The sequence below is a fragment of the Duganella margarita genome (assembly GCF_009857535.1).
Taxonomy (GTDB): domain Bacteria; phylum Pseudomonadota; class Gammaproteobacteria; order Burkholderiales; family Burkholderiaceae_D; genus Rugamonas; species Rugamonas margarita.
Genome location: NZ_WWCS01000006.1, coordinates 252,380 through 275,469 on the forward strand (window position 1 = coordinate 252,380; position 23,090 = coordinate 275,469).

Consider the following 23,090-nt stretch of genomic DNA (forward strand, 5'->3'; position numbering starts at 1 on the left):
GGAGAAAGTCCTGGCGCAGGGGAGAACCGATGCGGCACTTGATCGCAGCATGGCTGGCTATGTGGTGCATGACGGCGTGGGCGGCCCCGCCGGAGCTGGTGATCGCCACCAACGACTATCCGCCGTATATCAGCGCCGATCCCCGGCAAAGCTTTATCGGCGAACTGTTCGAGCGCATCGGCAAGGACATGGGCGTGAAGTTCACCTTCCGCTTCATGCCGTGGAAGCGCTGCCTGGTGCTGCTGGATGCGCGCGACGTATGGGCGGTGGTGCCGTTTGTATCCACGCCCGAACGCCAGCAGCGCTATCTGCTGTCCGACACGCTGTATGCCCGCAGGGCCAAGTTCTTCTATTACGACCAGCCCGGCCGCAGCTGGCCGGGCGCCAACCGGGACCTGGCCGAGCTGCGGCAATTCAGGATCGGTGGCGTGGCCGGCTACTGGTACGAGGAGCTGTTCAAGGCTGCCGGCATTGCGCTGGATCTGGCCAATAACGACCCGACCAATTTCCGCAAGTTGCAGGCGGGGCGCTTCGACCTCGCCATTGCCGACGAAAACGTGGGCAACTATATTATCCGCACCGAATTCGCGCGGGAGGCAGGACGCTTCCACAGCCTGGAGACGCCGTATTACCGTTCCGAGAACGTGATGATGGTGAACCGCGATCTGGCCAACGCCGAGCTGCTGGCCAGGTTCAACCGCGCACTGGACAATCTGCGCCGCAGCGGCGCCTATGACGATATCGTCAGTCGCCGCAAGCTGGTGCTGCTGCCAGTCGGCTCTTGAGGATCTTGCCGGAAGCCGCCGCCGGCAGCGCGTCCATGGCGATGATCTGCGACGGCCGCTTGTATGGCGCCAGCTGGTCGCGCAGGTACAGGTCCAGCGCCGCCATCGTCACCGGACGGCGTGGATCGAGCTCCACGAACGCCAGCACCTGCTCGTCGCCATCGGCCGCCGGCCGGCCCACTACCGCCGATTGCGTGACCGACGGATGGGCATTCAGCACCGTCTCTACCTCCAGCGGGTAGACGTTGAAACCGGCGCGGATGATCAGCTCCTTGGTGCGGCCGACGAGGTGCAGCGCGCCGTCGGCGTCCTGGCGCACCATGTCGCCGGTGTTGAGCCAGCCGTCGGCATCCAGCACGGCCGCCGTCAGGGCCGGCTCGCGGTAGTAACCGCGCATGACGTTGGGACCGCGCACCCACAGTTCGCCGGCGCCATCCTCGCCGGCGCCGTATGCGCCACTGCGCACGCGCACCTCGATGCCCGGAATCGGCTGGCCAACTGACGTGTCGCTGCGCGGCCGGTCGAGGCGGGTCTGGCTGACGGTGGGGGAAGTCTCGGTCAGGCCGTAGCCGTTGTGCAGCGGCAGTCCAAACAGCTGCTCCACCTGCGCCTTCAGCGATGGCGGCAGTGGCGAGCCGCCGGCGTAGGCGAAGCGCAGTTGCGTGTTCAGGCGCGCTTGCGCGCCGCCCAGCTTTTCCAGCAACCGCGCATACATCGCCGGCACGCCCTGCACGATGGTCAGGCGATCATCGCGCAGCGCCGCCAGCAGGCCATCCGGCGTAAAGCGCGGGCACAGATATAGACACGCGCCGGCATACAAGGTGCCCAGCATCACCGACGTCAGGCCGTAGACGTGGCTGATCGGCAGCACGCCATAGGCACGATCCGCCGGCGTCAGGCCGCGCAGCGTGCTCGATACGGCGGCGATGAACAGCAGGTTGCGCTGCGTGAGCATCACGCCTTTCGGCTGGCCGGTGGTGCCGGTGGTGTAGAGCAGTGCCGCTACCTGCTGCTCCGGCGCCGCATGCACCGGCTCCGGCACGCAGGTCACGTTCAGCGGGCCGACCAGCCACTGGCCCAGTGACGCGTCCACCGTCGCCGCCGCCACCGCCCCATTACGCGCGCCATGCGCAGCCGTTTCCGGCGAGGCCGGCGCGGCCAGATAAATCGCCCGCCGCGCGCCGCTGTGTTCCAGCACGCCGTCCACTTCGCGCGCCGTAAGGCGGCCGTTGATGTGGACGATCCACGCGTCGACATCGGCGGCGGCAAAACTCAGCACCACCTGCGCCACGCAGTTTTCGCCGACCACGGCCAGACGGTCGCCCGGCCGCAACTGCCAGGCGCGCACCAGTGCGGCGGCGTGGTCGATGGCGGCGGCCAGTTCGGCATAGCTCCAATGGCGCTGGCCGTCGTGCAGCGCGTGCGCGTGCGGCGTCTGGGCGGCCCAGCGGCGCGGGATGGCGGAAATACGGGGAGGCAGGTCGGCGAGCAGTTTTGCGGTATTCAGGGTATCCATTACCGCGCATTGTGGCCGAAATGGCCGGCGGCGATCAAGCCTTGATGTCGATCAGCGTGCCCAGATTCTGGTCGGCCGCCTGCACCACCTTGGCCGACAGGTCGAATTGCGCCTTGTAGACCAATGAATTGGTGGTCTCCACCGCCAGATTGGTGGCGCTGGGGGCGTCCACTTGCAGCAATTCCTGGCCGCGCATGGAAATCGACACGCCGGTGCCGGCCGGAGCGTTTTCGGCAAACGTGGCCTGCGCCGGTTGAAAGCCCTGCGTGCCGATGTTGGCGATCGCGTGCGCGCTATTGCCCAACGCGCGTTGCGCGACGTTGAGACCGGTAACTCCAGAGCTAAGTGCGGCAATGGCCATGATATTTCCCTTCGGCAATTCCGATAGTTTACACCGTTGCCCAAAAGAATGCACGGCCTGATTAAAAAATAGGCGCAGTGTTGTTGCAATTACTCGTGCCGGCGTTTCCGCCTGTGATATTCTTGCGCCCGATATTGTTCATAAGAAACACATTTCGGGGAAAAAGTGCATGGCTTTGTTTGATTTTCTAGAGAAGGAACGCACCGTCGCCGGTGCGGGTTTCAATCGTTGGCTGGTGCCGCCGGCGGCGCTGGCGATCCACCTGTGCATCGGCATGGCCTACGGTTTTTCGGTGTTCTGGCTGCCGCTGTCGAAGGCGCTCGGCATCAAGGAATCGCTGGCCTGCGCGGCCGATAGCGGCCTGCTGGAACGCATCCTGTCGTCCAGCTGCGACTGGCAGATTTCCATGCTGGGCTGGATGTACACCATGTTCTTCGTTTTCCTCGGCTTGTCCGCCTGGCTGTTTGGCGGCTGGCTGGAACACGCCGGTCCGCGCAAGGCCGGCGTGGTGTCGGCGCTGTGCTGGTGCGGCGGCCTGGTGATTTCGGCGCTGGGCGTGTACCAGCACCAGATCTGGCTGATGTGGCTCGGCTCCGGCGTGATCGGCGGCATCGGCCTGGGCCTGGGCTACATCTCGCCCGTGTCGACCTTGATCAAATGGTTCCCGGACCGGCGCGGCATGGCGACCGGCATGGCCATCATGGGCTTTGGCGGCGGCGCCGTGATCGGCGCGCCACTGGCCGACAAGCTGATGAAATACTTCGCCACCGCCAGCTCCGTGGGCGTGTGGCAGACTTTCCTGGTCATGGCCGCCATCTACTTCGTCTTCATGATGGCCGGCGCGCTGGCCTACCGCGTGCCGCCGGCCGGCTGGAAACCGGCCGGCTGGACGCCGCCCGCCACCAACGGCAACGCCATGATCACCAGCCGCCACGTCCACGCCAGCAAGGTGTGGGGCATTCCGCAATTCTGGCTGGTGTGGTGGGTGTTGTGCCTGAACGTCACGGCCGGTATCGGCATCCTCGGCATGGCCTCGCCGCTGCTGCAGGAAATCTTCGGCGGCCAGCTGCTGCATTTGCCGCTGTCGTTCAATGAACTGGATACGGCGCAGAAGGCGCAGATCGCCGCGATTGCCGCCGGCTTCACCGGCCTGCTGTCGCTGTTTAATATCGGCGGCCGCTTCTTCTGGGCGTCGTGCTCCGACTATCTTGGCCGCAAAGCCACCTACGGCATCTTCTTCGTGCTGGGCGTGGCGTTGTATGCGCTGGTGCCATCGCTGGCGAACAGCGGCCTGCTGCCGCTGTTCGTGCTCTTTTTCTGCGTGATCCTGTCGATGTACGGCGGCGGCTTCGCCACCGTGCCGGCCTACCTGGCCGACTTGTTCGGCACCCAGATGGTGGGCGCCATCCACGGCCGCCTGCTGACCGCATGGTCGGCGGCTGGCGTGTTTGGCCCGATGCTGATCAGTTATGTGCGCGAGTACCAGATCGACCATGGCGTGCCGAAGGCGCAGGCGTACGACATCACCATGTACGTGCTGGCCGGCCTGCTGGTGCTGGGCCTGATCTGCAACCTGCTGGTGCGTCCCGTGGCCGACCGGCACTTCATGACCGACGCCGAACTGGCGGCCGAGAAGAAGCTCGCGCACGAACGCGACGCCGCGGCATCGAACGGCGCGGCGGTGACGTCGACCGGCGTCACCAGCCCGCTGGCGGTGGCTTTCGGCTGGCTGGCGGTCGGCATTCCGCTGGCGATCGGCATCGCGCTGACGGTGCAAAAAGCGTCGGTGCTGTTTAAATAACAAGGTAGAATAAATCTCCAGCTTGCGGGGCCGGTGACGGCCCCGTTTTTATTTCAGGAGTGCCATGCTCGAATTACGCAATGTCGTCAAGACTTTTGGGAAGAATGTCCGCGCGGTGGATGACGTCAGCCTTACGCTGCCGGCCGGCGTGGTAGGCCTGATCGGCCATAACGGCGCCGGCAAGACCACGCTGATGCAGATGATCGCCACCATCGCCAAACCCACCAGCGGCCAAATCCTGTTCGATGGTGTCGATATCGTGAAAAAGCCTGAGGCCATGCGCGCGCGGCTCGGCTTTCTGCCGCAGGACTTCGGCGTCTATCCCAATCTGAGCGCGCTGGAATTCATGCAGTATTTCGCCGCGCTCAAAGGCGTGCGCGATCCGGCCCGCATCCGCCGTCTGCTGGAACTGGTCAACCTGCACGATCATGCGGGCCGCCAGGCGGCCGGTTTCTCGGGCGGTATGCGGCGGCGGCTGGGCATCGCGCAGGCGCTGCTCAACGATCCCGATGTGCTGATCGTCGACGAGCCGACCGCCGGCCTCGATCCGGAAGAGCGGCTGCGCTTCCGCCATCTGCTGTCGGAGATCGGCTTGCGCAAGCTGGTGATCGTGTCGACCCATATCGTCTCGGATATCGAAAACATGGCGGGCCGGCTGGCCGTCATGAATCAGGGCCGGCTGGTGGCTTGCGACACGCCGGACAGCTTTGTGCAGCGCGCGCGCAACCAGGTGTGGTCGGTGACGGTGGCGGCGCCGGACTACGATGCGCTGCGCGCACAACTGCAGGTGCTGCAAGCGCAGCGCCACGCAGACGGCATCACGCTGCGCATCGCCCATCCCGCATCGCCAATGGCCGGCGCGGTGCCGGTCGAGCCGACATTGGAAGAGGCGCTGATGGCGCAACGCTATGCGCTGAGCGCAGTGCGAGACAGCGTGGAACTGGCGGCATGACGGCGGCGCTGACACCGTCCGCCGGCGACGCCCTCAAGACGCTGCTGCTGACCGAACTGCGGCTGCGCATGCGGCGCACCGGCACCCTGGTCGCGGTGCTGGCGCTGATTGTGCTCACCTGGCTGATGGTCGGCGATCCGGCGCAACATCAGGCGATGGTCGTCAGCGACGACGCCCGCGTGGCGTACACCAGCAGCTGCCTGGCGATCGGCAGCGCCGCGCTGACTGGCTTGTTCTTCGGCCTGGCCGGGTTTTATCTGGCGCGCGGCCGCATGGGCGAGGATGTTCGCAGCGGCATTGGCGCCGTGATGGCCGCCACGCCGCTGGCTTCCGGCCTGTTCCTGGTGGGCCGCTGGCTGGGCAACGTGGCCTATCTGTGCGGGCTGCTGCTGATCTTCCTGGTCACGATGCTGGTGCTGCATCTGCTGCGCGGCGAAGGCCCGGTCCAGCTGTTGATCTATCTGCAAACCTACGCGCTGGTGCTGCTGCCGCTGGTGTTTTTCACCGCCAGCATGGTGCTGCTGTTCGACGCCTGGCCGCCGTTGATGGGCAAGGGCGGCGATGTGCTGTTCTTCTTCGTCTGGGCCGGGCAACTGAGCATCGGTGCTGTCGCCACCATCGGCCACACCGGGTGGCATCCCTTGCTGCTGCTGGACTTTTCCGGCATCGGCGCCATTATCGGCGCGGTGCAGCAGGTATTGCCGTCGACAGGCCTGACGATCGGCGGCGGCACGTTCGATCCTGCGCTGGCGGCGGTAACGCTGCCGGATTACTTGTGGAGCGCGCAAGCCGGTTGGACCCGCGCCGCCTGCGCATTGCTGGCGTGGTTGCCGCTGCTGCCGGCACTGGCGCTGTTCCACCGTTTCTCGCCAGACCGCGTAAAGGCGCGGGCAGGCCGGCGCAACTGGTCGCCGCTGGCGCTGCTGAACGGCTGGCTGCAGCCGTTGGCGCGCGCGGCGCGGCCGGTGTTCGGACTGGCGGCGCGGCTGCCTGGCGTGGCCGGTCACGCGCTGGCGGTGCTGGCGCTGGTGCTGGCCGCCAATCCGGCGGCGGTGGCGGCAGTGCCGGTGTTGCTGGTGTCCGGCTGCGTGATCGGCAGCGCCAAACTGGGGGCGGTGGTGGCCGCCGCCATCGCCATCTGGGGCATCCTGGTCAGCGAAATCAGCGTGCGCGACACGCAGTACGATGTGGCGGCGCTGAATGCGGCGGCGCCCGGCGGCCCGGCGCGCGCCTATGCGGCGCAATGGCTGGCGGCCGTGCTGCTGGCGCTGCTGTTCACGGCGCCGGTGCTGATCCGCTGGCTGGCGATCGCACCGCTGCGCGCGGCGGCGCTGCTGAGCGGCGTGCTGGCGTTGTCGGCCGCCGCCGTCGTGTTCGGCGGCTTGAGCCGGACGGCGCGCGTCTTCCTCGGCCTGTTTCTGTTCGGCATGTATGTGGCGACGCAGGCGACGTCAGTGCCGGCGCTGGACGCGGTCGGCTTTAATGGCGCCGCAACCGCGCAGTCCGTGCTGGGCTATCTGGTGGCGGCGGCGCTACTGCTGTGTGCGGGACGGCTGGTGGAATTACGGCAGAACTAGGCCACGTTTGACGCAGATCAAACGTGGCAAATCGGGCTAACGTAGCCTTGACGTTCGCGCTGCATGTCGCGGCGCTGACAACTCAACGAGGCTTTTATGTACCCATTTTCCCAAACTATTACCCCAGCCGCAAAAACCCATCTGGAAGCGCAATTGTCGTTCTTTAATGATCTGTCGAAAACCTTGTTCCGTTCTGTTCAGCAATACAGCGACCTGAACATTCAACTGGCGCAAACCATGTTGGAAGAATCGACGCAAGTCGGCCAACAGATCATCATCGCCCATCGTCCGACCGAGGCCATCTCGGCGGCGGCTTCGCACGCCCAGCCGACCGCAGAAAAACTGCGCGCTTACCAGCAACACCTGTCGCGCATCGCCGCCGACACGCAAGTGGACCTATCCCAAGTGGCCGAAGAGCACATTCAGGAAACCAGCCGCACCGCCAAGGCCCTGGCCGATGAAGTGGCGCGTGTGACGTCGGAAGAAACCGAAAAAACCCTGCGCAGCCACCAGGACGCGGTGGAGAAATTCACCGATCCGTTCCGTATCGACGGCCAACGTCAGGCGCGCGGCAGCGAAGGCCGCAGCCAGTCCGCACAAAATGGTCACAGCGGCGCCGAAGCCCGCGACAGCGGCACTGTGCAGGGCCAGGCCACCCAGGCCCAAACCGCCGCCCAAGCTGCCGCCCAGAGCAGCAAACAGACTGGGGCTCGTAAAGAAACCTGATAGCAACCCCTGAACGGAAGGGTCTGACCCCATGCGGGGTCAGACCCTGGCGCGGCGGTGTGCGGGTTAAAAGGCGCCGCCAACCCGTCCTCTACGTTTAAGCGGATACACATTTTCCGTCCTTGGATTATCATGCTCAGCTTGTAGCCGGAGATGAGACATGACCAATTCCCCCAACGCGCAGCCAGAGTCGCTGCATATCGTCTGCCCGCATTGCGACGCAGTCAACCGCGTGCCGACCGCCAAGCTGGCATCCGAGCCCGTCTGCGGCAAATGCCAGAAGCTGCTGTTCACCGGCCAGCCGACCGACCTGAGCAGCGCGCGCTTCCTCAAACATATCGATCGCAGCGACATTCCCGTGCTGGTGGATTTCTGGGCGCCGTGGTGCGGCCCGTGCCGCACGATGGCGCCGTTTTACGCGCAGGCTGCACAACGTCTGGAACCGCATTTCCGCGTCGTCAAGGTCGACACCGAGCAGGCGCAGGACCTGGCCGCGCGCTATGCCATCCGCAGCATCCCGACGCTGGCCTTGTTCAAGGGCGGTCGCGAAGTGGCGCGCCAGCCGGGCGCGATGGACGCGCAGAATATCGTCGCCTGGGCAACCCAGAACAACCGCTGATCAGTTTTCGGCCGCGCGCTCCAGCCATTTGCGGATCCCGTCCAGCGTCCGGAAGTCGGCCACCGAACGGGTGGCGATGTGCGGGTGGCGGTTTTGCAGCATGCGCGACAGGGCACCGCCGGGGCCGAGCTCGAGCGCGACGGTGATGCCGGCTTCGGCAGCGGCGTCCATGCAGGCGAGCCAGCGTATCGGCTCGGCCAATTGGCGCGAGAGCGTCTCGACGGCACGCGCGTGCTCGTGCACGGTCGCCGCGTCGATGCCGGCCAGCACCGGCGCCTGTATCGGCTGGAATGCCGCCGCGCGCAACGCCCGTGCCAACGGCGCCACCGCGTCTTGCATGTAGGGCGTGTGCGACGCCACCGCCACCGGCAGCCGCTTGCCGCGCGCGCCGGCGGCTTCGATCGCTTGCAATAGCTGGTCCGCCTGCGCGCCGGGGCCGCCGGCGATGCAGCTGTCTTCTGCCGTTTCTATGCTGATGTGGTAATCGTATGCGCCGGCCAGTTTGCCGGCGTTCGCCAGCGTCAGGCCGGTAATGCTGACCAGCGCCTGGCCGGGCGCGGCTTGCTGGCAATCGTCCATCCATTGCGCGCGCTGTGTCGCCAGCGTGACCGCCTGCTCGGGCGTGATCGCGCCGGCCACGCCGTAGGCCGACAGTTCACCGATGCTGTAGCCGGCCACCAGCGCGGGCGCCGGCGCGAAATCGCGGATGGCTTGCCACATGCCCAGTGTGGCCGTCACAATTAGCGGCTGTGCGGTGAGGTTGGCGAAGATATCGTCGCCGGTCTTTGGCTGCATGTCGAGCAGACGGTCAATCAGCGCGCTGGCCGCTGGATTGGTGCGGGGCAGATCAAACATGCCGGCATGCTGGCCGCCCTGGCCGGGGCAGAGCAGCAGAAAGCGTGCGCGGCTCATGGCGTGTCCAAGGCAGCGAGGGCTTGCACCAGGCAGCAGGCCGCCAGCAGATCGGCCGCGCCGCCGGGCGACAGGCGGTGCTGCATGAAGACGTGATGGCTGGCGATGGCGTCGACGCGCCAGTTGCTGTTGGCGGTGCCGCCTTGGGCCAGAAAGCGTTCGGCATGATCACGCACGATCTGTGCGCCGTGCGGGCCCGCACGGTGATAGACGTTGCTGTCGCTGATGTGGGCCATTAGCATGTACAGCGTATCGACACGTTCCTCCGTGACAGTAGCGCCACGCGCGCGCGCGGCCAGCAGGACAGGGAGGCCGACCTCAAATACGGACGGCAATCCCAAAGCACCTTCCTCCCGCGCGCCACTCACCGCATACCGCGCCGCTACGCGCAAACCGTTACTCAGTCCGCCCGCAACCTCGCCGCCTGGCAGGCTACCGTCCGCCGATGCCGCCATCGCTGGCGCCACGCCGCGCGGACTGCTGCCGGAGGCTGCCATGCTGGCTCGCGTACCGAGGTAGGCCTCCGCTTGCATCGCCTGCGTGCTTGCGACGGCGGCGCGCGGTGGGCCGGAGATGGTCGCCGCAGGGGCGGCGTGCATTGCCAGTTCTTCGCCCCAGCGGATCAGCATTGCGGCACGAAGGGCGGCAGGTGTCATTGGTGTGCCGCGCGCGCGGGCGTGGCCGGCGGTGGCGCATAGCATGCCGAGGCTGAAGATCGCACCGCGATGCGTGTTAATGCCGCGCGTCGCTTTCAGCATCGCGCTCTCCGCTGCGATGCCCAATGCCTTCAGCTGCGCAAACGGCGCGTCGTTCAATCCCGCCAAGCAGATTTTCTTGAAGTAGTGACGCAGCGCGAACATGCTGCGCATGAAGGTGCCCGCATCCATGTCGTCATGGCTGCCGCTGTCTACCGGCGACACGAGGCCTGGCTTTGGATACAGGCACAACTCGGCATGCAGACTACGCACCGCCAGCCGCGCCACTTCGCGCGCAAAGTCCAGCTTCTCGGCGCGTCCGAGTCGACGGGTGCTGATCGCCGATGTCGCCATCGCCGGCGCGGCGCGCAGTGACATAGCTGCCGCGCGCGTCATTGCGCCTCCAATGTCGCCAGTAGCGTCGCCGTCTCGGTCAAGCGCACCGACTGTAAATCCTTCACCAACACTTTGGCCGGATGCGTCATCGCCATCTGCCACTCCTTCCACGACACCGCTGCGCCGCCAGGGAACACAATCTCGCCGTCCAGCGGCAAGCGTTCCGCATGGCGCGCCAACAGCGCCATACCTTCTTCCAGCTGCCGGCGGCTGGCAGGATGAAGCAGCACATCCACATCCGACGTCGGCGACAGATACTGCAAGCCGGTCAAAGCCTGCATCGCCACCGACCCAAACACGCGCAACGGTAGCGTGCCGGCGTCGTCACACAACGCCGCAACATCGCGTACCGTCGCGGCGTCACGCAGCAAGAGCGCCGCCGCCGTGCGGCTGATATCCGCCACCCGCGCGCGCAGCGCAATCCGCACTTTAACGCCGGCGCTATCCGGCGGCAGCGGCAGGCCGAGACACACCTCGTCCGCGCCAGCATCCGCATCCATCCGCCGCACCACGACCGGCCAATCATGATTCGCCCACCAGGAGAGAGCCGTCTTGTGCTCCTCGCGCGCAGCGTCAAACGCGGCGTGCCAACCGATGGCGGTCAGCCACACCAGCATATGCCGCTCAAAAGGGCTAGACGCGTTGGACATGACCGCCGGACAGCACCGCATCAATCACCGGCTGCGCCAGACGACGACCGCCACGCTGCAAACCAAGCGCGCTACGCTGATCGCCCGCCACCGGCTGCGCCAGCGCCGTGCGCAAATGCGCCGCCAGATCGCCATGCCAGATCGACTCCAGGCCGCCCATGCGCAGATAATTCTCCGGCCCCGGCGCAAACACAGGATTACTCTGCGCCAGTTCCGTCAGCTGCTCTTCGGGCACCTTGGTAATGCGCGCCATCGCCGGCAAACCCATTACACGGATGGTGGCATCCGGCAGCGCATGACAAGCATCCGCCATCAAACCACTGGTGATAAAGCCGCCCGACAGCGCCTGGTCGTACACCAGGCCGATAATCTTGTGCCCCTTGCGCCGCGCCAGGTCCACGCACTTGCCCAGGTGCGCCATGTAGCTGTTAATGCCCAACATCTCATCGCGGTGCCGCAAGCGCTGGCCCTGCGTATCGATCAGCATGAGAATCGGCCGGCCCGGAAAATCACGTACCGTGCGCAGAATCGCCTGCGCCTGCGCCAACGCGATCTCGATGCCGATCGGCGTATGGCCGGTGGTGCCGATCACCGCCACGGTCTGACCATCCACCTGCGCCTCGCCGCTCAGGAACTCATTCTTCTCGCCGATGGTATGCCCTTCAGGGAACAGCGTACCTGCCAGTTTTTTCCAGTCCATCTCAACCTCCGTGGCGGTGCGATGCCGCTGCCGCGACAAAACTGTCCGCGTCCAGCATCGGGATATTGGCCGCATCCGGCATCTGCATCGCCGTCCAGATATCGATCGGATCGTGCAGGCCGCCGTAATTGTTCAAGCGGTCCGACAGCATTTTTTGCTCGGCTTCCAGCGCCTCCAGCGACAAGGCAGTGTCGCCGCCGGCCAGCGAAGCCACCGCTTCCTGCGCCGCAGCGCGGAAGGACGCGACGTCATCGGCGACGATGCGCTGACAGTCGCACAGCAGATAGCGGTGCTTGCCGCCGGTCGTGCGCCACACCAGCGCGCGGTCGCGGGAATCGAATTCCTCTACGCCGTTGGCGGTTTCAATCACCTCGGGACCGGACATCGCCAAGCGTCCTTCTTCCGACATGATGACCACGTTGGCGCAGCGCGTCACGATGCCCATGCCGCCGAACGCGCCGTTGGAGCCGCCCACCAGCACTACCACCGCAACGCCGGCGTCCCGCGCATCCAGCAAAGCGCGCATCACTTCCGACACCGCGATCAGGCCGGCGTTGGCTTCGTGCAGACGCACGCCGCCCGATTCCACCAGCATCACCACCGCCGCGACCTTGTCGGCCACCGCCTTGCGCAGCAGGCCAACCAGCTTGGCGCCGTGCACCTCGCCGACGGCGCCGCCCATGAAAGCGCCTTCCTGCGCCGCCACGTACACCGGTACGCCGCCCAGCAGCGCGCGGCCGATCGCCACTCCGTCGTCAAACGCCACCGGCGCATTCAGCTGCGGCAGGTGAGGGCTGGTGACGCGCTCCGACGGTGGCAGGAATTCTTCAAAACTGCCCGGATTGAACAGATGCTGCACGCGTTCGCGCGCAGTCGCTTCCTGATAGCTGAAAGGGCGGCTCATGGCGCATCTCCCAGCATGGTCTGTACCGCCTGGTCCAGGCGCAGGCTGACCACGGCCGGCGTGGCGCCCATGTCGTTGATCGAAATGCGGGTGTCCGCCAGCAGCCAGCGCTGGTGAAAGTCGCGCATCACCGCTTCCCAGATCTGGCCGAAGCCAACAGCGGCGGTGGTGATCTCGATGCTGCATGCACCGTCCAGCGCGGCCGGCTCGATCAGCACTTCCAGATTGCCCGAGCCGACCACGCCCACCACTTCCGGCGGCGCGGTCAGGTGGTGCGTGCCGTTTTCAAATCGATAGTTTAGTGTTTCCATGTCCTTAGACTCCTAACTCAGCGCCGTCATTCCCGCGTAGGCGGGAATCCATGCCGAGTATGGGTTCCCGCCTGCGCGGGAACGACGGTGGGTGGGGCTTACCAGTTGCGGAAACGCTTGGGCGGATTGTACAAACCGCCCGATGCGCGCACCAGGTCTCTCATGTTACGGGCGGCCAGCAGGTCGCGCGTGGCCAGGCGCTTGTCGATGTCCAGGTCTTCGGCGCGGGTGATGATGCCGCGGTCGCGCAGGTTCTCCACCATGCGCCGGTCGCGCGCCAGACCCACCGGCGTGTAGCCAGCCACGCCGCGTATCGCCTGTTCGCGCTCCTCGTCGGTGCGGCACAGCAGGAGGTTGGCGATGCCTTCCTCGGTCAGGATGTGGGTGACGTCGTCGCCGTAGATCATCACCGGCGGAATCGCCATCTTGGCTTGTTCCATCAGCTCCCACGCATCCAGCTTTTCAACGAAGGCCGGCTGCATATGCTCGCGGAAGGTCTCCACCATCTGCACCACCAGCTTCTGGCCGCGCGGGATGGTGTTGCGGCCGGCGCGCGCCTGCTCGCCGGCCTTCAGCCATGCCGGGCTGGCGTGACGCCGTCCGCGCGCATCGGCGCCCATATTGGAGGCGCCGCCAAAGCCGGAGATGCGGCCGGCCGTCGCGGTGGACGAGTTACCCTGCAAATCAATCTGCAAGGTCGAACCGATGAACATGTCGCAGGCATAGTGGCCGGCGGCCTGGCACATGGCGCGGTTGCTGCGCATGGTGCCGTCCGGGCCAATCGCAAATACGTCAGGCCGTGCATGGATGTAGTCTTCCATGCCCAGCTCCGAACCAAACGAATGGATCGAGGTGACGAACCCCGCCTCAATCGCCGGGATCAGCGCCGGATGGGGATTCAGCGCCCAGTGCTTGCCGATCTTGCCGCGCAGCCCGAGCGACTCCGCATACGTCGGCAGCAGCAGCTCGATGGCCGCCGTGTCGAAACCGATGCCGTGATTCAGGCGCTGCACTTCATATTCGGCGTAGATGCCTTTGATGGCCATCATCGCCATCAGCACCTGGATTTCCGAAATCTGCGCCGGATCGCGCGTGAACAGCGGCTCGATGTAGTAGGGACGCGGCGACTGCACCACAAAGTCCACCCAGTCGCCCGGCACGTCGACGCGCGGCACCTTGTCGACGATCTTGTTCACCTGGACGATGACGATGCCCTGCTTGAACGCCGTCGCTTCCACGATGGCAGGCGTATCCTCGGTGTTCGGACCGGTGTACAGGTTACCCTCGCGGTCCGCCGCTTCTGCCGCGATCAGACAAACGCGCGGCGGCAGGTCGATGAAGTAGCGGCTGAACAGTTCCAGATAGGTGTGGATGGCGCCGATATTCAGCTTGCCGCTGGAGGCCAGCCGCGCCACCCGCACCGCCTGCGGGCCGGAGAACGAAAAGTCCAGCCGCGAGGCGACGCCGCGCTCGAAGACATCCAGGTGCTCCGGCAGCGCCAGCACCGACTGCAGCATGTGCAGGTCGTTGACGCGCTCCGGATTCAGGTTGGCCAGCGCATGCCCAAGAAAATCGGCCTGCTTCTGGTTGTTCCCTTCGAGGCAGACGCGGTCACCGCATTCGATGACCGCATGCAGCAGATCGGCGATACGCGCGGGCGGCAGGCTTTTGCCATCCAGTTCATTGCCCAACGCCGCTTTGGCGCGCTGCAATCGCGTATCGCGATTTTGCTGCAAGGTGTTCCAGGACATTTTATTTTGCTCCCATAATCATGTCAGGCAGGCCGGTTGCAATCGATGGGAAGACGCACAGCAGCAGCACCGCCAGCACCATCAGCAACAGGAAGGGGAACACACCCCAGATCACATCCTTCAAAGGAATGTCCGGCGCGATGTTCTTGATGACGAATATATTCAGTCCCACCGGCGGGTGAATCAGGCCCATCTCCATCACCACCGTCATCACGATGCCGAACCAGATCAGGTCAAAGCCGGCTTCGCGCAGTGGCGGCAGGATGATCGGCGCCGTCATCAGGATGATCGACACCGGCGGCAGGAAGAAGCCGAACACGATCACCATAAACAGTATCACCGCCAGCAGCACCCACTTGGACAGGTGCAGGCCCACCACCCACGCCGCCGCCGACTGGCTGATATGCAGGTAGCTCATCACGTAGGAGTACAGCAGCGACATGCCGATGATCAGCAACAGCATGGTCGACTCCTTGATCGACGAGCCGAGGATAGGCGACAGGTCTTTGGGCTTCCACACGCCGTAGATCACCGCCAGCAGCGCCAGTGCCAGCAGCGCGCCGAGGCCTGCGGTTTCCGATGGCGTGGCGAAGCCGCCGTACAGCGCCACCATCACGCCGATCAGCAGCACGATGAACGGCAGCACGCGCGGCAGCATTTCCACTTTCTCTTTCAGGGTGAAATGCTCGTCCTCCAGGTAGGCCGACTTTTCGCCGCCTTTTTCGTAGATCTCCAGCGCCATGCGGTATTCCTTGCGGGCGCGGTAGACGGCGTAGCCGGCAAACAGCAGCACCAGCAGGACGCCAGGGCCGATCCCGGCCAGGAACAGGCGGCCCAGCGACTGCTCGGCAGCCACCGCGTACAGGATCATGGTGATCGACGGCGGTAACAGAATACCCAGCGTGCCGCCGGCGGCGATGATGCCCGCCGCGAAGCCCGGCGAGTAGCCGCGCTTGCGCATTTCCGGAATGCCGGCCGAACCGATCGCCGAGCAGGTGGCAGGCGAGGAGCCGGCCATCGCCGCGAACAGCGCGCAGGCAAACACGTTGGCGATGCCCAGACCGCCGGGGATCTTGTGCATCCACGTGTGGATCGCCGAGTACAAGTCCCGGCCCGCCGGCGATTTGCCGATGGCCGCACCCTTCAGGATAAACAGGGGAATCGACAGCAGCGTGATCGACGCCATCTCTTCGTAGACGTTCTGGGTGATGGTGTCCAGCGACGATGCCGGCATGAAAAAGTACATAAAGCCGGTGGCTACAATGCCCAGCGCGAATGCGATCGGCATCCCGGAGAACATCACCACCAGCGTGACGGCGCCGTACAGCGCGCCCAGGGTCAGGTCACTCATGCTGCATGCTCCGGTTTGTTGGTCAGGCGGGCCAGCGTTTGCAGCAGCAGCTGCAAGGACAGCAGCGTCATGCCGGCGGCCATCATGGAGTAGGGGATCCACAGCGGCGGCGCAAAGGTGGACGAGGTGGTTTGTCCATCGACCCACGCTTCATGAAACAGCAGCCACGATTTCCACGTGAAGAAGGCGATGAACAGCAGCGACGCCACATCCACGATGAACAACCGCACCGCATTTACGCGGCGCGGCAGCAGGCCGGCCACCGCTTCAATGCCGATATGGCCGCGATGGTGCTGCACAAAGGCGGTGGTGAAGAAGGTCACGCCGACCAGCATGAACACCGAGGCCTCGTCCTGCCAGTCGGTAGGCGCGTTGAAGAAGTAACGCGATACCACCGAGTAGGTCAGCACCAGGGCGGTGAGGATCAGCGCGCACATGGACAGCGTCATCAACCCGCGATTGAGCTTGTCCAGCGCCGCCGTCAGCGCTGCGATGACGGCGTTGTCGGGCGGCGCAGGGCCGCGCGACGGGCCGATATCGACGCCGTGGCTCACAGCGTTTTCTCCGCCAGTTTCAACAGGTTGGCGCAGCTGGCGTTCTTGTCGCTGAAGTCCTTCCACGCCGTGGCGCGGGCGATGGTCTGCCATTTTTTCAGCGACGCCGGCGTCATGTCGGCGACTTTGGCGCCCGCCTTCTGGTACACCACGGCCACTTGCTGGTCGTCTTCCTTGGACGACTTGAGCGCAAAGGCTTCCAGCTCGGCGCCGACGGCCAGAATCAGCTGCTGCTGGTCCTTCGGCAGTTTGTCGAATACGCTGCGCGACATCATCAGCGGCTCCAGCATGAACCAGTAGGAGCCGGCACGCGCGGTGGTCAGCGCCTTCGACACTTCTTCGAGGCGGAACGAGATCAGCGAAGTCGAGGAAGTCAGCGCGCCTTCCATGGCGCCAGTCTGCATGGCGGCGTAGATTTCATTGGACGGCAGCGTGACCACGGCGGCGCCGGCGGCCTTCAGCATCATGTCCATCTCGCGCGAGCCGCCACGAATCTTCATGCCCTTGGCGTCGTCCGGATCGATCACCGGCTTGGTGCGCGAGGCCATGCCGCCACCTTGCCAGATCCAGCTGACCATCACGATGCCTTTGTCGTACAGGATGCGCGCCAGTTCCTTGCCCACTTCGGCGTTCTTCCAGCCGTAAGCTTGTTCGTACGAGGTGACCAGGCCGGGCATCAGGCCGATATTCACTTCCGGGACTTCACCGCCGGCGTACGACAGCGGCACCAGCGACAGGTCCAGCGCACCTTTGCGCATGGCCGAGAACTGGGCGTTGGTCTTCATCAGCGACGAACCGGGATAGATCGAAAACTTCAGCGCGCCCTTGGAGCGCTTTTCCACTTCAGCGGCAAACATGCGGGACAGACGGTCACGGAAATCGCCGGCATCGATGGTGCCGCCGGGGAATTGGTGGGACAGCTTGAGCGCGGTCTGGCCCCAAGCGGATTGCGACAACAGCGGGCTGGCGGCCAGTATTGCAAGGGATGCCATCGCGGACCTGCGGGTGGTAACAGTCATACGTCCTCCAAGGGTTGATGTACAGAAATATTATCGTTATCGCATTCGATATGCAATCAGCTTTTTTATGTATACAAGAATAGCGCTTGCGAATACATTGTCAAGCGATATAATGCGATTTATGACCACGCACTCCGCCACCCTCCGCGAACAGATTGAAGAAATGATTGCTGTCGGCGAGCTCAAGCCCGGCCAGCATCTGGACGAGACCGATCTGGCCACGCGCTTTGGCGTATCGCGCACGCCGATCCGGGAGACCTTGATCCAGCTGGCCTCGATGGGGCTGGTGGTGATACGGCCGCGGCGCGGCGCCATCGTCGCCGAGCTGGGGCCGCAGCAGCTGGTGGAGATGTTCGAGGTGATGTCGGAACTGGAAGCGACCTGCGGCCGTCTGGCGGCGCGCCGCATGACGCCGGATGAGCAGAAGGCATTGCTGGCCGCGCATCAGGCCTGCCAGGAGGCGCTGGATGCGCAAGAGCCGGATGCGTATTACTACAAGAACGAGATCTTCCACGAGTCGATCTACACCGGCAGCCACAATCAGTTTTTGATCGAGCAGACGCGCGCGCTGTATCGCCGCCTGCGGCCGTATCGCCGGCTGCAACTGCGCGTGCGCAACCGCCTGGCCAACTCCTACAATGAACACGACGGCGTGGTACAAGCCATCATCGACGGCGACGGCGACCGCGCCGCCCACCTGCTGCGCGAGCATGTGATGATCCAGGGGCAGCGCTTCGCGGATCTGATGGCGTCACTGCCGCAGCTGCGCCAGGACGCGGCATAGAGCACGCTGGCTGATTTGCATGGTCGCCGCACACGCCATGTAAAAATGGTATATGATGATCATCATGCAGACGAAATTGACCCAAAGCGTGGCCCGGACCCGCAAGGAAATCTCGCACGACCGCATTCTTGAGGTGGCGTCGCGGGCGATCCGCCGCAGCGGCTATGACGGCACCGGCGTGGCCGACATCATGAAGGAAGCGGGCCTGACGCACGGCGGCTTTTACGCCCACTTTGCCTCGCGTGACGCGCTGCTGGCCGAAGCGGGCAGTCGCGCGTGCGCCGAATCGGCGGCGCTGGCGTCGCGCGTGGTGGCCTCGGCGCCGCCGGGGCAGGCCTTGCAGGCGATCATGCAGGCATATCTGTCGCCCGAGCATATCGCGGCGATTGAGACGGGGTGCCCGGTGTCGGCGCTAGGGTCGGAAATGCCGCGCCAGTCGCCTGAAGTGCGCCATGCCGCCACGTCGCACATCAAGGAGATGATCGATTTGATCGCGCGCCAGTTACCTGGCTGGGGGCAGCCGCAAGCGCATGAACAGGCAATGGCATTGCTGTGCGCCCTGATCGGCACCACCATGATGGCGCGCGCGGTGGATGATCCGGCCCTGTCGGCAGCCTTGCGCGCCGCCACCATGAAACAGTTCAGCCCAGCGGCCGAGTAAGCGATCGGCCATTTTTTTTGACTTATAATATGATGGTCGTCATATTCTAACCGATGAGTTTTCCAGAAAATACGATGATGAAAGCACTCTTACTAAAGCGTTACGGCGGCCTCAACAAGGTTGAGTTTGCCGAAATCCCGCGCCCTGCGATCCAGCCGGACGAAATGCTGGTCCAGGTGCATGCCGCCGGGCTCAATCCCATCGATTACATGATTCCCAAGGGGACCTTCAAGCCGATCTTGCCGCTGCGGTTGCCGCACGTGCTGGGCAGCGATCTGGCCGGTATCGTGGTTGAAGTAGGGAGCCAGGTGACGCGCTTCAAACCAGGGGACGCGGTATTTGCCAGCATCTTCGACCTGCCCGGCGGTAGCCTGGCCGAGTTTGCTGCGGTGCCGGAGCGCGCCGCAGCGCCCAAGCCGGCCAATCTGAGCTTTGTCGAGGCGGCCTCGATTCCCATGGTGGGCCTGACGTCGTGGCAGGCGATGCAGGAGCGCATGCAGCTCGGCCCGGGGCAGAAAGTGTTCATTCCAGCCGGCTCCGGCGGGATCGGGACGTTCGCCATCCAGCTGGCAAAATATCTGGGGGCGAGCGTCGCCACCAGTACCAGCAGTGGCAATGTGGCGCTGGTGCGCAGTCTGGGTGCGGACCAGGTGGTGGATTACACCCAGGACAAGGCCGAGCAGGTGCTGCGGGACTACGATGGCATTCTCGGCACGCTCAGAGGCGACGCCTTGGAAAAATCGCTGGCGATTCTGAAGCCGGGCGGCAAGGCGGTCTCCCTGATCGGCCCGCCGGATGCCGCTTTCGCCCGCGCGCGCGGCATGAACTTCGTCATGAAGACCGTATTTAGCCTGCTGAGCGCCGGGATTATCCGCCGCGCACGCCAGCGCGACGCCACGTACGCGTTCCTGTTCGTGCGCCCCGATGGTGGCCAGCTTGCCGCCATCGGCGCCTTGCTCGCGGCCGGGCAGGTGCGGCCGGTGATCGATCGCGTGTTTTCGTTTGCCCAGGCCAAAGATGGGCTGGCATACCTCAAACAGGGACGCGCAAAAGGCAAGGTGGTGGTGCAGTTGCAGTCAGCGTAATCGGTTAAATTGCGGCGCGCCATTGCCGAAATCATCGGGCACGCCGGCCGCATCGATGTACTGGTCAATAATGCCGGCGTCAACCTGACGGGCGCCGTCGAGGAAACCAGCATGGCGGAAGCGCTCGCGCTGTTCGAGACCAATGTCTTCGGCGCCATGCGCGCTATCCAGGCAGTGCTGCCGCACATGCGGCAGCAGCGGGCGGGAAGAATTGTCAATGTCAGCTCGGTGCTGGGGTTTCTGCCAGCGCCCTATATGGCAATGTACTCGGCGTCGAAACATGCGGTCGAAGGCCTGTCCGAATCGCTGGATCATGAGTTGCGCCAGTTCGGGGTTCGCGTCACGCTGGTTAACGTCGCAGCAACCGTGGTGGAAGCCGCACTGGGTAGATGGCGCATGCGAAACACGCCGACCGGCCAGGCATCGCTGTTAAGCAAATTGCGCCGGTTCTTGCCTGCGACGCTGGTGGACGCCAGCCTGCGGAAACAGTTCGGGCTGGGTTAGATGCCGCAGATTCAGTTATCGTTGACATGGCCTATTCCCTGTCGCGCGCGCCCTTGCGGTAGGCTGTGGGGCTGTCGCCGGTCCACTGCCTGAAGGCGCGGCAGAACACTGCGGAATTGGAAAAGCCCAGGTCCAGCGCCAATGCTGCCACCGTGACGTTGGAGTGCGTCAGCTTGTGCACGGCGATGTCGCGCCGCAGATCGTCCTTCACCGTCTGGAATCCCGTGCCTTCCTCGGCAAACTTGCGGGTGAGGTTGCGCACCGAGAGGTGCAGGGCGTCGGCCAGATCCTGAATCGTGATCGCCTCATCAATGCGCGGCTCCAGGAAAATGCGCGTCTTGGCTGCCAGCGAAGTGCGGTTGACTGCCGCGAAGGTCCAGTCCTCCGGCGCGCGTTTCAGAAAGCCCCACAGCGCGTGCTTCTCGCGCTTGAAGGCGGACGCGCAATCCTTTTCGTCGAGGTAAATGCTGGTGGCGGCCGCATCGAAACTCACTCCGCCCGGAAACAGGAAGATATAGTCCTGCACATAGCGCGGCCGGGCGAAGCAGAACTCCACCTTGTGCACCGCGACCTCGCGTCCCAGCAGCCATGAGGTGACGCCGTGCACCAGCTTCATCATCAAGCCGTGGCCGAGGGGATTGGCGTTGCTGGCTGGCGTACGCGCAATCAGTGCCAGCCGGACCGTGTCATTTTTCCTGACCATCTGCAGGCGATAATCGTCCAGCAGCAGATTCCAGAAACGCACAAAGCGGTTCAGCGCCACCATCACGGTGGGCGTGTCCAGCAAACTCAGCATCAGATACTTCAGCGTGCCGCTGCGAATCGGGCGCGACCACAAGCCCAGCATCTCGTCATCCAGTTGCGCCGCCACCGATTTGTACAGCGCCACATATTGCTGGCGCGTGATGCGCGCATCCGGCTGCGCCATCAGCGACAGCGGTATGCCGGCGCTGGCCAGCGTATCTGCGACGGCGCCGCCGCCCCGTTGTGAGCGCATATACGCCAGCATGCCCTGCACGAAATGGGCAGAAACAGTATGGGAGAATGTTGGCGCGTTTTGCATATCAACTGGCTCGAACGGTGAAGCATTTTGGGATGTTGCACTCTATACTTCTTGGCTATAGAGGGCGGCGTCGCATCGGAATGTGGCGCACTTTGCCTATTCTGCATGGCTAATCTGGATGGAGCAAGGATTCATGAGCAAACGTATCGTGGTGACCGGCATGGGCATCGTCTCGCCGCTGGGGAGCGGCTGTGAAACAGTCTGGCAGCGCCTGCTGGCAGGGCAGTCCGGTGTGGTTCAGCTGGACGAACAGCACACGCTGGATATTCCGTGCAAGATCGGCGGCGTAGTGGCCGACTTTGACGCCACCTTGGCGGCCGAGCCTAAAGACCAGAAAAAAATGGACCGCTTCGCGCTGTTTGCCTTGGCGGCGGCGCAGGAAGCGCTGGACCAGGCGGGCTGGCATCCAGACACGGAAGACGCGCAGCAGCGCACCGCCACCGTGGTCGCTTCCGGCATCGGCGGTTTTGGCGCGGTGGTGGAAGCAGTGCGCACCACGGATGGACGCGGTCCGCGCCGGTTGTCGCCGTTTACGGTGCCGGGCTTCCTGGCCAACATGGCGGCCAGCCAGATCTCGATCAAGCACGGACTGCGCGGCCCGCTCGGCGCACCAATTACCGCTTGCGCGGCCGGCGCGCAGGCAATCGGCGACGCCGCCCGTTTGATCCGTGCAGGCGAGGCCGATGTTGCCGTTTGCGGCGGAGCCGAGGCGTGCATCGACCGCGTCAGCCTGGGTTCGTTTGCGGCAATGCGCGCACTGTCCACCTGCTTTAACGATGATCCGACCACGGCATCGCGACCGTTCGACCAGGCGCGCGACGGTTTCGTCATGGGCGAGGGCGCCGGCATCCTGGTGATTGAAGAACTGGAGCACGCATTGCAGCGCGGCGCCGTGCCGATCGCAGAACTGGTGGGCTATGGCACCAGTGCCGACGGCTATCACATGACATCGCCGCCGGACGACGGCAACGGCGGCCGCCGCGCCATGGAGCAGGCGATACGCCAAGCCGGCGTGCCGGCATCGGCCATCGGCCACCTGAATGCGCATGCCACCTCTACGTCGGTGGGCGATATCAGCGAACTGGCGGCAATCCGCGCCGTGTTCGGCGCGGACGGCGGCCCGGCCATCTCCGCCACCAAATCGGCGACCGGACATTTGCTGGGTGCGGCGGGCGGCGTGGAAGCAATCTTCACCATTCAGGCGCTGCGCGACCAAACGGCGCCGGCCACGCTGAACCTGACGCAGCGCGATCCCGCCGCTGAGGGTCTCGACATCGTCGCCGGCTCACCGCGTCCACTGCAAACCGAATACGCGATTTCCAACGGCTTTGGATTCGGCGGCGTGAACGCCAGCCTGCTGTTCCGCCGCTGGCCGTCCGGAGGCTGATAAAATATTTCTGTTTAAATGGAATA

The 23,090-nt window shown here is 64.6% G+C and carries 23 protein-coding genes and 1 pseudogene; 11 read left to right on the forward strand and 13 right to left on the reverse strand.

The annotated features are described in order from the left end of the window. Positions 1-29 precede the first annotated feature (29 nt). Positions 30-785 carry a substrate-binding periplasmic protein gene (locus GTP55_RS11975; protein WP_161045151.1) on the forward strand — a complete coding sequence of 252 codons (756 nt, stop codon included), beginning with the start codon at positions 30-32 and terminating at the stop codon, positions 783-785. Here the strand turns inward: GTP55_RS11975 and GTP55_RS11980 are convergent. Both GTP55_RS11980 and GTP55_RS11985 read right to left on the reverse strand, forming a co-directional pair. Next, entirely contained in the window at positions 745-2,301 is a 1,557-nt protein-coding gene (locus tag GTP55_RS11980) for a class I adenylate-forming enzyme family protein (RefSeq protein WP_161045152.1), read from the reverse strand. The two genes, GTP55_RS11975 and GTP55_RS11980, sit on opposite strands and share 41 nt — an antisense overlap. Before the next feature lie 34 nt (positions 2,302-2,335). Continuing rightward, positions 2,336-2,662, reverse strand: coding sequence for a flagellar basal body rod C-terminal domain-containing protein (locus tag GTP55_RS11985; RefSeq protein ID WP_161045153.1), 327 nt, complete (start codon positions 2,660-2,662; stop codon positions 2,336-2,338). 169 nt (positions 2,663-2,831) lie between these two features. On the opposite strand from GTP55_RS11985, the gene GTP55_RS11990 reads away from it, so the two are divergent. From GTP55_RS11990 to trxC, 5 genes are all read left to right on the forward strand, one after another. After that, positions 2,832-4,463 (forward strand): OFA family MFS transporter, encoded by a 1,632-nt coding sequence (locus GTP55_RS11990; RefSeq protein ID WP_161045154.1) that lies wholly within the window; start codon positions 2,832-2,834, stop codon positions 4,461-4,463. Between the two features lie 64 nt (positions 4,464-4,527). Further along, the gene (locus tag GTP55_RS11995) at positions 4,528-5,415 is read left to right on the forward strand and encodes an ABC transporter ATP-binding protein (RefSeq protein ID WP_161045155.1); all 888 of its coding nucleotides are present in this window, start codon (positions 4,528-4,530) and stop codon (positions 5,413-5,415) included. Next, on the forward strand, positions 5,412-6,992 hold the full coding sequence (locus GTP55_RS12000) for a hypothetical protein (protein ID WP_161045156.1): 1,581 nt from the start codon (positions 5,412-5,414) through the stop codon (positions 6,990-6,992). The genes GTP55_RS11995 and GTP55_RS12000 overlap by 4 nt, the downstream gene beginning before the upstream one ends. 96 nt (positions 6,993-7,088) lie before the next feature. Next, the gene (locus tag GTP55_RS12005) at positions 7,089-7,718 is read left to right on the forward strand and encodes a phasin family protein (protein WP_161045157.1); all 630 of its coding nucleotides are present in this window, start codon (positions 7,089-7,091) and stop codon (positions 7,716-7,718) included. A 160-nt stretch (positions 7,719-7,878) separates the two neighbouring features. Then, entirely contained in the window at positions 7,879-8,337 is a 459-nt protein-coding gene (trxC, locus tag GTP55_RS12010; protein WP_161045158.1) for a thioredoxin TrxC, read from the forward strand. On the opposite strand, the gene GTP55_RS12015 is transcribed toward trxC, so the two are convergent. The 10 genes from GTP55_RS12015 to dctP form a co-directional block, all read right to left on the reverse strand. Further along, on the reverse strand, positions 8,338-9,249 hold the full coding sequence (locus tag GTP55_RS12015) for an ACP S-malonyltransferase (protein WP_161045159.1): 912 nt from the start codon (positions 9,247-9,249) through the stop codon (positions 8,338-8,340). Next, entirely contained in the window at positions 9,246-10,298 is a 1,053-nt protein-coding gene (locus tag GTP55_RS12020; protein ID WP_229257906.1) for a triphosphoribosyl-dephospho-CoA synthase, read from the reverse strand. Before GTP55_RS12020 ends, GTP55_RS12015 begins: the two co-directional genes overlap by 4 nt. 38 nt (positions 10,299-10,336) lie before the next feature. Continuing rightward, positions 10,337-10,990 (reverse strand): malonate decarboxylase holo-[acyl-carrier-protein] synthase, encoded by a 654-nt coding sequence (gene mdcG, locus GTP55_RS12025; RefSeq protein WP_229257886.1) that lies wholly within the window; start codon positions 10,988-10,990, stop codon positions 10,337-10,339. After that, positions 10,974-11,690: a biotin-independent malonate decarboxylase subunit gamma gene (gene mdcE, locus GTP55_RS12030; RefSeq protein WP_161045161.1), complete on the reverse strand. Its 717-nt coding sequence runs from the start codon at positions 11,688-11,690 to the stop codon at positions 10,974-10,976. Before mdcE ends, mdcG begins: the two co-directional genes overlap by 17 nt. 1 nt (position 11,691) lies before the next feature. Next, positions 11,692-12,594: a biotin-independent malonate decarboxylase subunit beta gene (locus GTP55_RS12035; protein WP_161045162.1), complete on the reverse strand. Its 903-nt coding sequence runs from the start codon at positions 12,592-12,594 to the stop codon at positions 11,692-11,694. Then, the gene (gene mdcC / locus GTP55_RS12040) at positions 12,591-12,905 is read right to left on the reverse strand and encodes a malonate decarboxylase acyl carrier protein (RefSeq protein WP_161045163.1); all 315 of its coding nucleotides are present in this window, start codon (positions 12,903-12,905) and stop codon (positions 12,591-12,593) included. Before mdcC ends, GTP55_RS12035 begins: the two co-directional genes overlap by 4 nt. 98 nt (positions 12,906-13,003) lie before the next feature. Further along, on the reverse strand, positions 13,004-14,656 hold the full coding sequence (gene mdcA / locus GTP55_RS12045) for a malonate decarboxylase subunit alpha (RefSeq protein WP_161045164.1): 1,653 nt from the start codon (positions 14,654-14,656) through the stop codon (positions 13,004-13,006). Between the two features lies 1 nt (position 14,657). Further along, a complete protein-coding gene (locus GTP55_RS12050; RefSeq protein WP_110849458.1) occupies positions 14,658-16,007 on the reverse strand; it encodes a TRAP transporter large permease in 1,350 nt (449 codons plus the stop codon). After that, positions 16,004-16,561, reverse strand: a complete 558-nt coding sequence (locus GTP55_RS12055; RefSeq protein WP_371868337.1) for a TRAP transporter small permease — start codon at positions 16,559-16,561, stop codon at positions 16,004-16,006. Before GTP55_RS12055 ends, GTP55_RS12050 begins: the two co-directional genes overlap by 4 nt. Then, a complete protein-coding gene (gene dctP / locus GTP55_RS12060) occupies positions 16,558-17,580 on the reverse strand; it encodes a TRAP transporter substrate-binding protein DctP (protein WP_161045166.1) in 1,023 nt (340 codons plus the stop codon). Before dctP ends, GTP55_RS12055 begins: the two co-directional genes overlap by 4 nt. Before the next feature lie 121 nt (positions 17,581-17,701). Here dctP and GTP55_RS12065 point away from each other — a divergent pair, with 121 nt between their 5' ends. From GTP55_RS12065 to GTP55_RS12080, 4 genes and pseudogenes are all read left to right on the forward strand, one after another. Further along, the gene (locus GTP55_RS12065; protein WP_161045167.1) at positions 17,702-18,364 is read left to right on the forward strand and encodes a GntR family transcriptional regulator; all 663 of its coding nucleotides are present in this window, start codon (positions 17,702-17,704) and stop codon (positions 18,362-18,364) included. 52 nt (positions 18,365-18,416) lie between these two features. Further along, a complete protein-coding gene (locus tag GTP55_RS12070) occupies positions 18,417-19,025 on the forward strand; it encodes a TetR/AcrR family transcriptional regulator (RefSeq protein ID WP_371868338.1) in 609 nt (202 codons plus the stop codon). Positions 19,026-19,102: 77 nt separating this feature from the next. After that, a complete protein-coding gene (locus GTP55_RS12075; RefSeq protein WP_161045275.1) occupies positions 19,103-20,110 on the forward strand; it encodes an NADP-dependent oxidoreductase in 1,008 nt (335 codons plus the stop codon). A gap of 9 nt (positions 20,111-20,119) precedes the next feature. Further along, positions 20,120-20,614, forward strand: a pseudogene (locus tag GTP55_RS12080) (SDR family NAD(P)-dependent oxidoreductase); the annotation flags it as partial. A gap of 31 nt (positions 20,615-20,645) precedes the next feature. Here the strand turns inward: GTP55_RS12080 and GTP55_RS12085 are convergent. After that, complete coding sequence (locus GTP55_RS12085; RefSeq protein WP_229257887.1) at positions 20,646-21,611, reverse strand: AraC family transcriptional regulator; 966 nt, start codon at positions 21,609-21,611, stop codon at positions 20,646-20,648. Positions 21,612-21,810: 199 nt separating this feature from the next. Here GTP55_RS12085 and fabF point away from each other — a divergent pair, with 199 nt between their 5' ends. Continuing rightward, positions 21,811-23,064: a beta-ketoacyl-ACP synthase II gene (gene fabF / locus GTP55_RS12090; RefSeq protein WP_161045169.1), complete on the forward strand. Its 1,254-nt coding sequence runs from the start codon at positions 21,811-21,813 to the stop codon at positions 23,062-23,064. Positions 23,065-23,090 lie beyond the last annotated feature (26 nt).

Coding starts and splice junctions, on each gene's coding strand:
- GTP55_RS11975 (WP_161045151.1), top strand. CDS start 30: ATGCGGCACTTGATCGCAGCATGGCTGGCTATGTGGTGCATGACGGCG.
- GTP55_RS12000 (WP_161045156.1), top strand. CDS start 5,412: ATGACGGCGGCGCTGACACCGTCCGCCGGCGACGCCCTCAAGACGCTG.
- GTP55_RS11980 (WP_161045152.1), bottom strand. CDS start 2,301: ATGGATACCCTGAATACCGCAAAACTGCTCGCCGACCTGCCTCCCCGT.
- GTP55_RS11995 (WP_161045155.1), top strand. CDS start 4,528: ATGCTCGAATTACGCAATGTCGTCAAGACTTTTGGGAAGAATGTCCGC.
- mdcA (WP_161045164.1), bottom strand. CDS start 14,656: ATGTCCTGGAACACCTTGCAGCAAAATCGCGATACGCGATTGCAGCGC.
- fabF (WP_161045169.1), top strand. CDS start 21,811: ATGAGCAAACGTATCGTGGTGACCGGCATGGGCATCGTCTCGCCGCTG.
- GTP55_RS12085 (WP_229257887.1), bottom strand. CDS start 21,611: ATGCGCTCACAACGGGGCGGCGGCGCCGTCGCAGATACGCTGGCCAGC.
- GTP55_RS12020 (WP_229257906.1), bottom strand. CDS start 10,298: ATGGCGACATCGGCGATCAGCACCCGTCGACTCGGACGCGCCGAGAAG.
- GTP55_RS11985 (WP_161045153.1), bottom strand. CDS start 2,662: ATGGCCATTGCCGCACTTAGCTCTGGAGTTACCGGTCTCAACGTCGCG.
- GTP55_RS12005 (WP_161045157.1), top strand. CDS start 7,089: ATGTACCCATTTTCCCAAACTATTACCCCAGCCGCAAAAACCCATCTG.
- mdcE (WP_161045161.1), bottom strand. CDS start 11,690: ATGGACTGGAAAAAACTGGCAGGTACGCTGTTCCCTGAAGGGCATACC.
- GTP55_RS12070 (WP_371868338.1), top strand. CDS start 18,417: ATGATGATCATCATGCAGACGAAATTGACCCAAAGCGTGGCCCGGACC.
- trxC (WP_161045158.1), top strand. CDS start 7,879: ATGACCAATTCCCCCAACGCGCAGCCAGAGTCGCTGCATATCGTCTGC.
- GTP55_RS12035 (WP_161045162.1), bottom strand. CDS start 12,594: ATGAGCCGCCCTTTCAGCTATCAGGAAGCGACTGCGCGCGAACGCGTG.
- GTP55_RS12075 (WP_161045275.1), top strand. CDS start 19,103: ATGAAAGCACTCTTACTAAAGCGTTACGGCGGCCTCAACAAGGTTGAG.
- dctP (WP_161045166.1), bottom strand. CDS start 17,580: ATGACTGTTACCACCCGCAGGTCCGCGATGGCATCCCTTGCAATACTG.
- GTP55_RS12065 (WP_161045167.1), top strand. CDS start 17,702: ATGACCACGCACTCCGCCACCCTCCGCGAACAGATTGAAGAAATGATT.
- mdcG (WP_229257886.1), bottom strand. CDS start 10,990: ATGTCCAACGCGTCTAGCCCTTTTGAGCGGCATATGCTGGTGTGGCTG.
- GTP55_RS11990 (WP_161045154.1), top strand. CDS start 2,832: ATGGCTTTGTTTGATTTTCTAGAGAAGGAACGCACCGTCGCCGGTGCG.
- mdcC (WP_161045163.1), bottom strand. CDS start 12,905: ATGGAAACACTAAACTATCGATTTGAAAACGGCACGCACCACCTGACC.
- GTP55_RS12050 (WP_110849458.1), bottom strand. CDS start 16,007: ATGAGTGACCTGACCCTGGGCGCGCTGTACGGCGCCGTCACGCTGGTG.
- GTP55_RS12015 (WP_161045159.1), bottom strand. CDS start 9,249: ATGAGCCGCGCACGCTTTCTGCTGCTCTGCCCCGGCCAGGGCGGCCAG.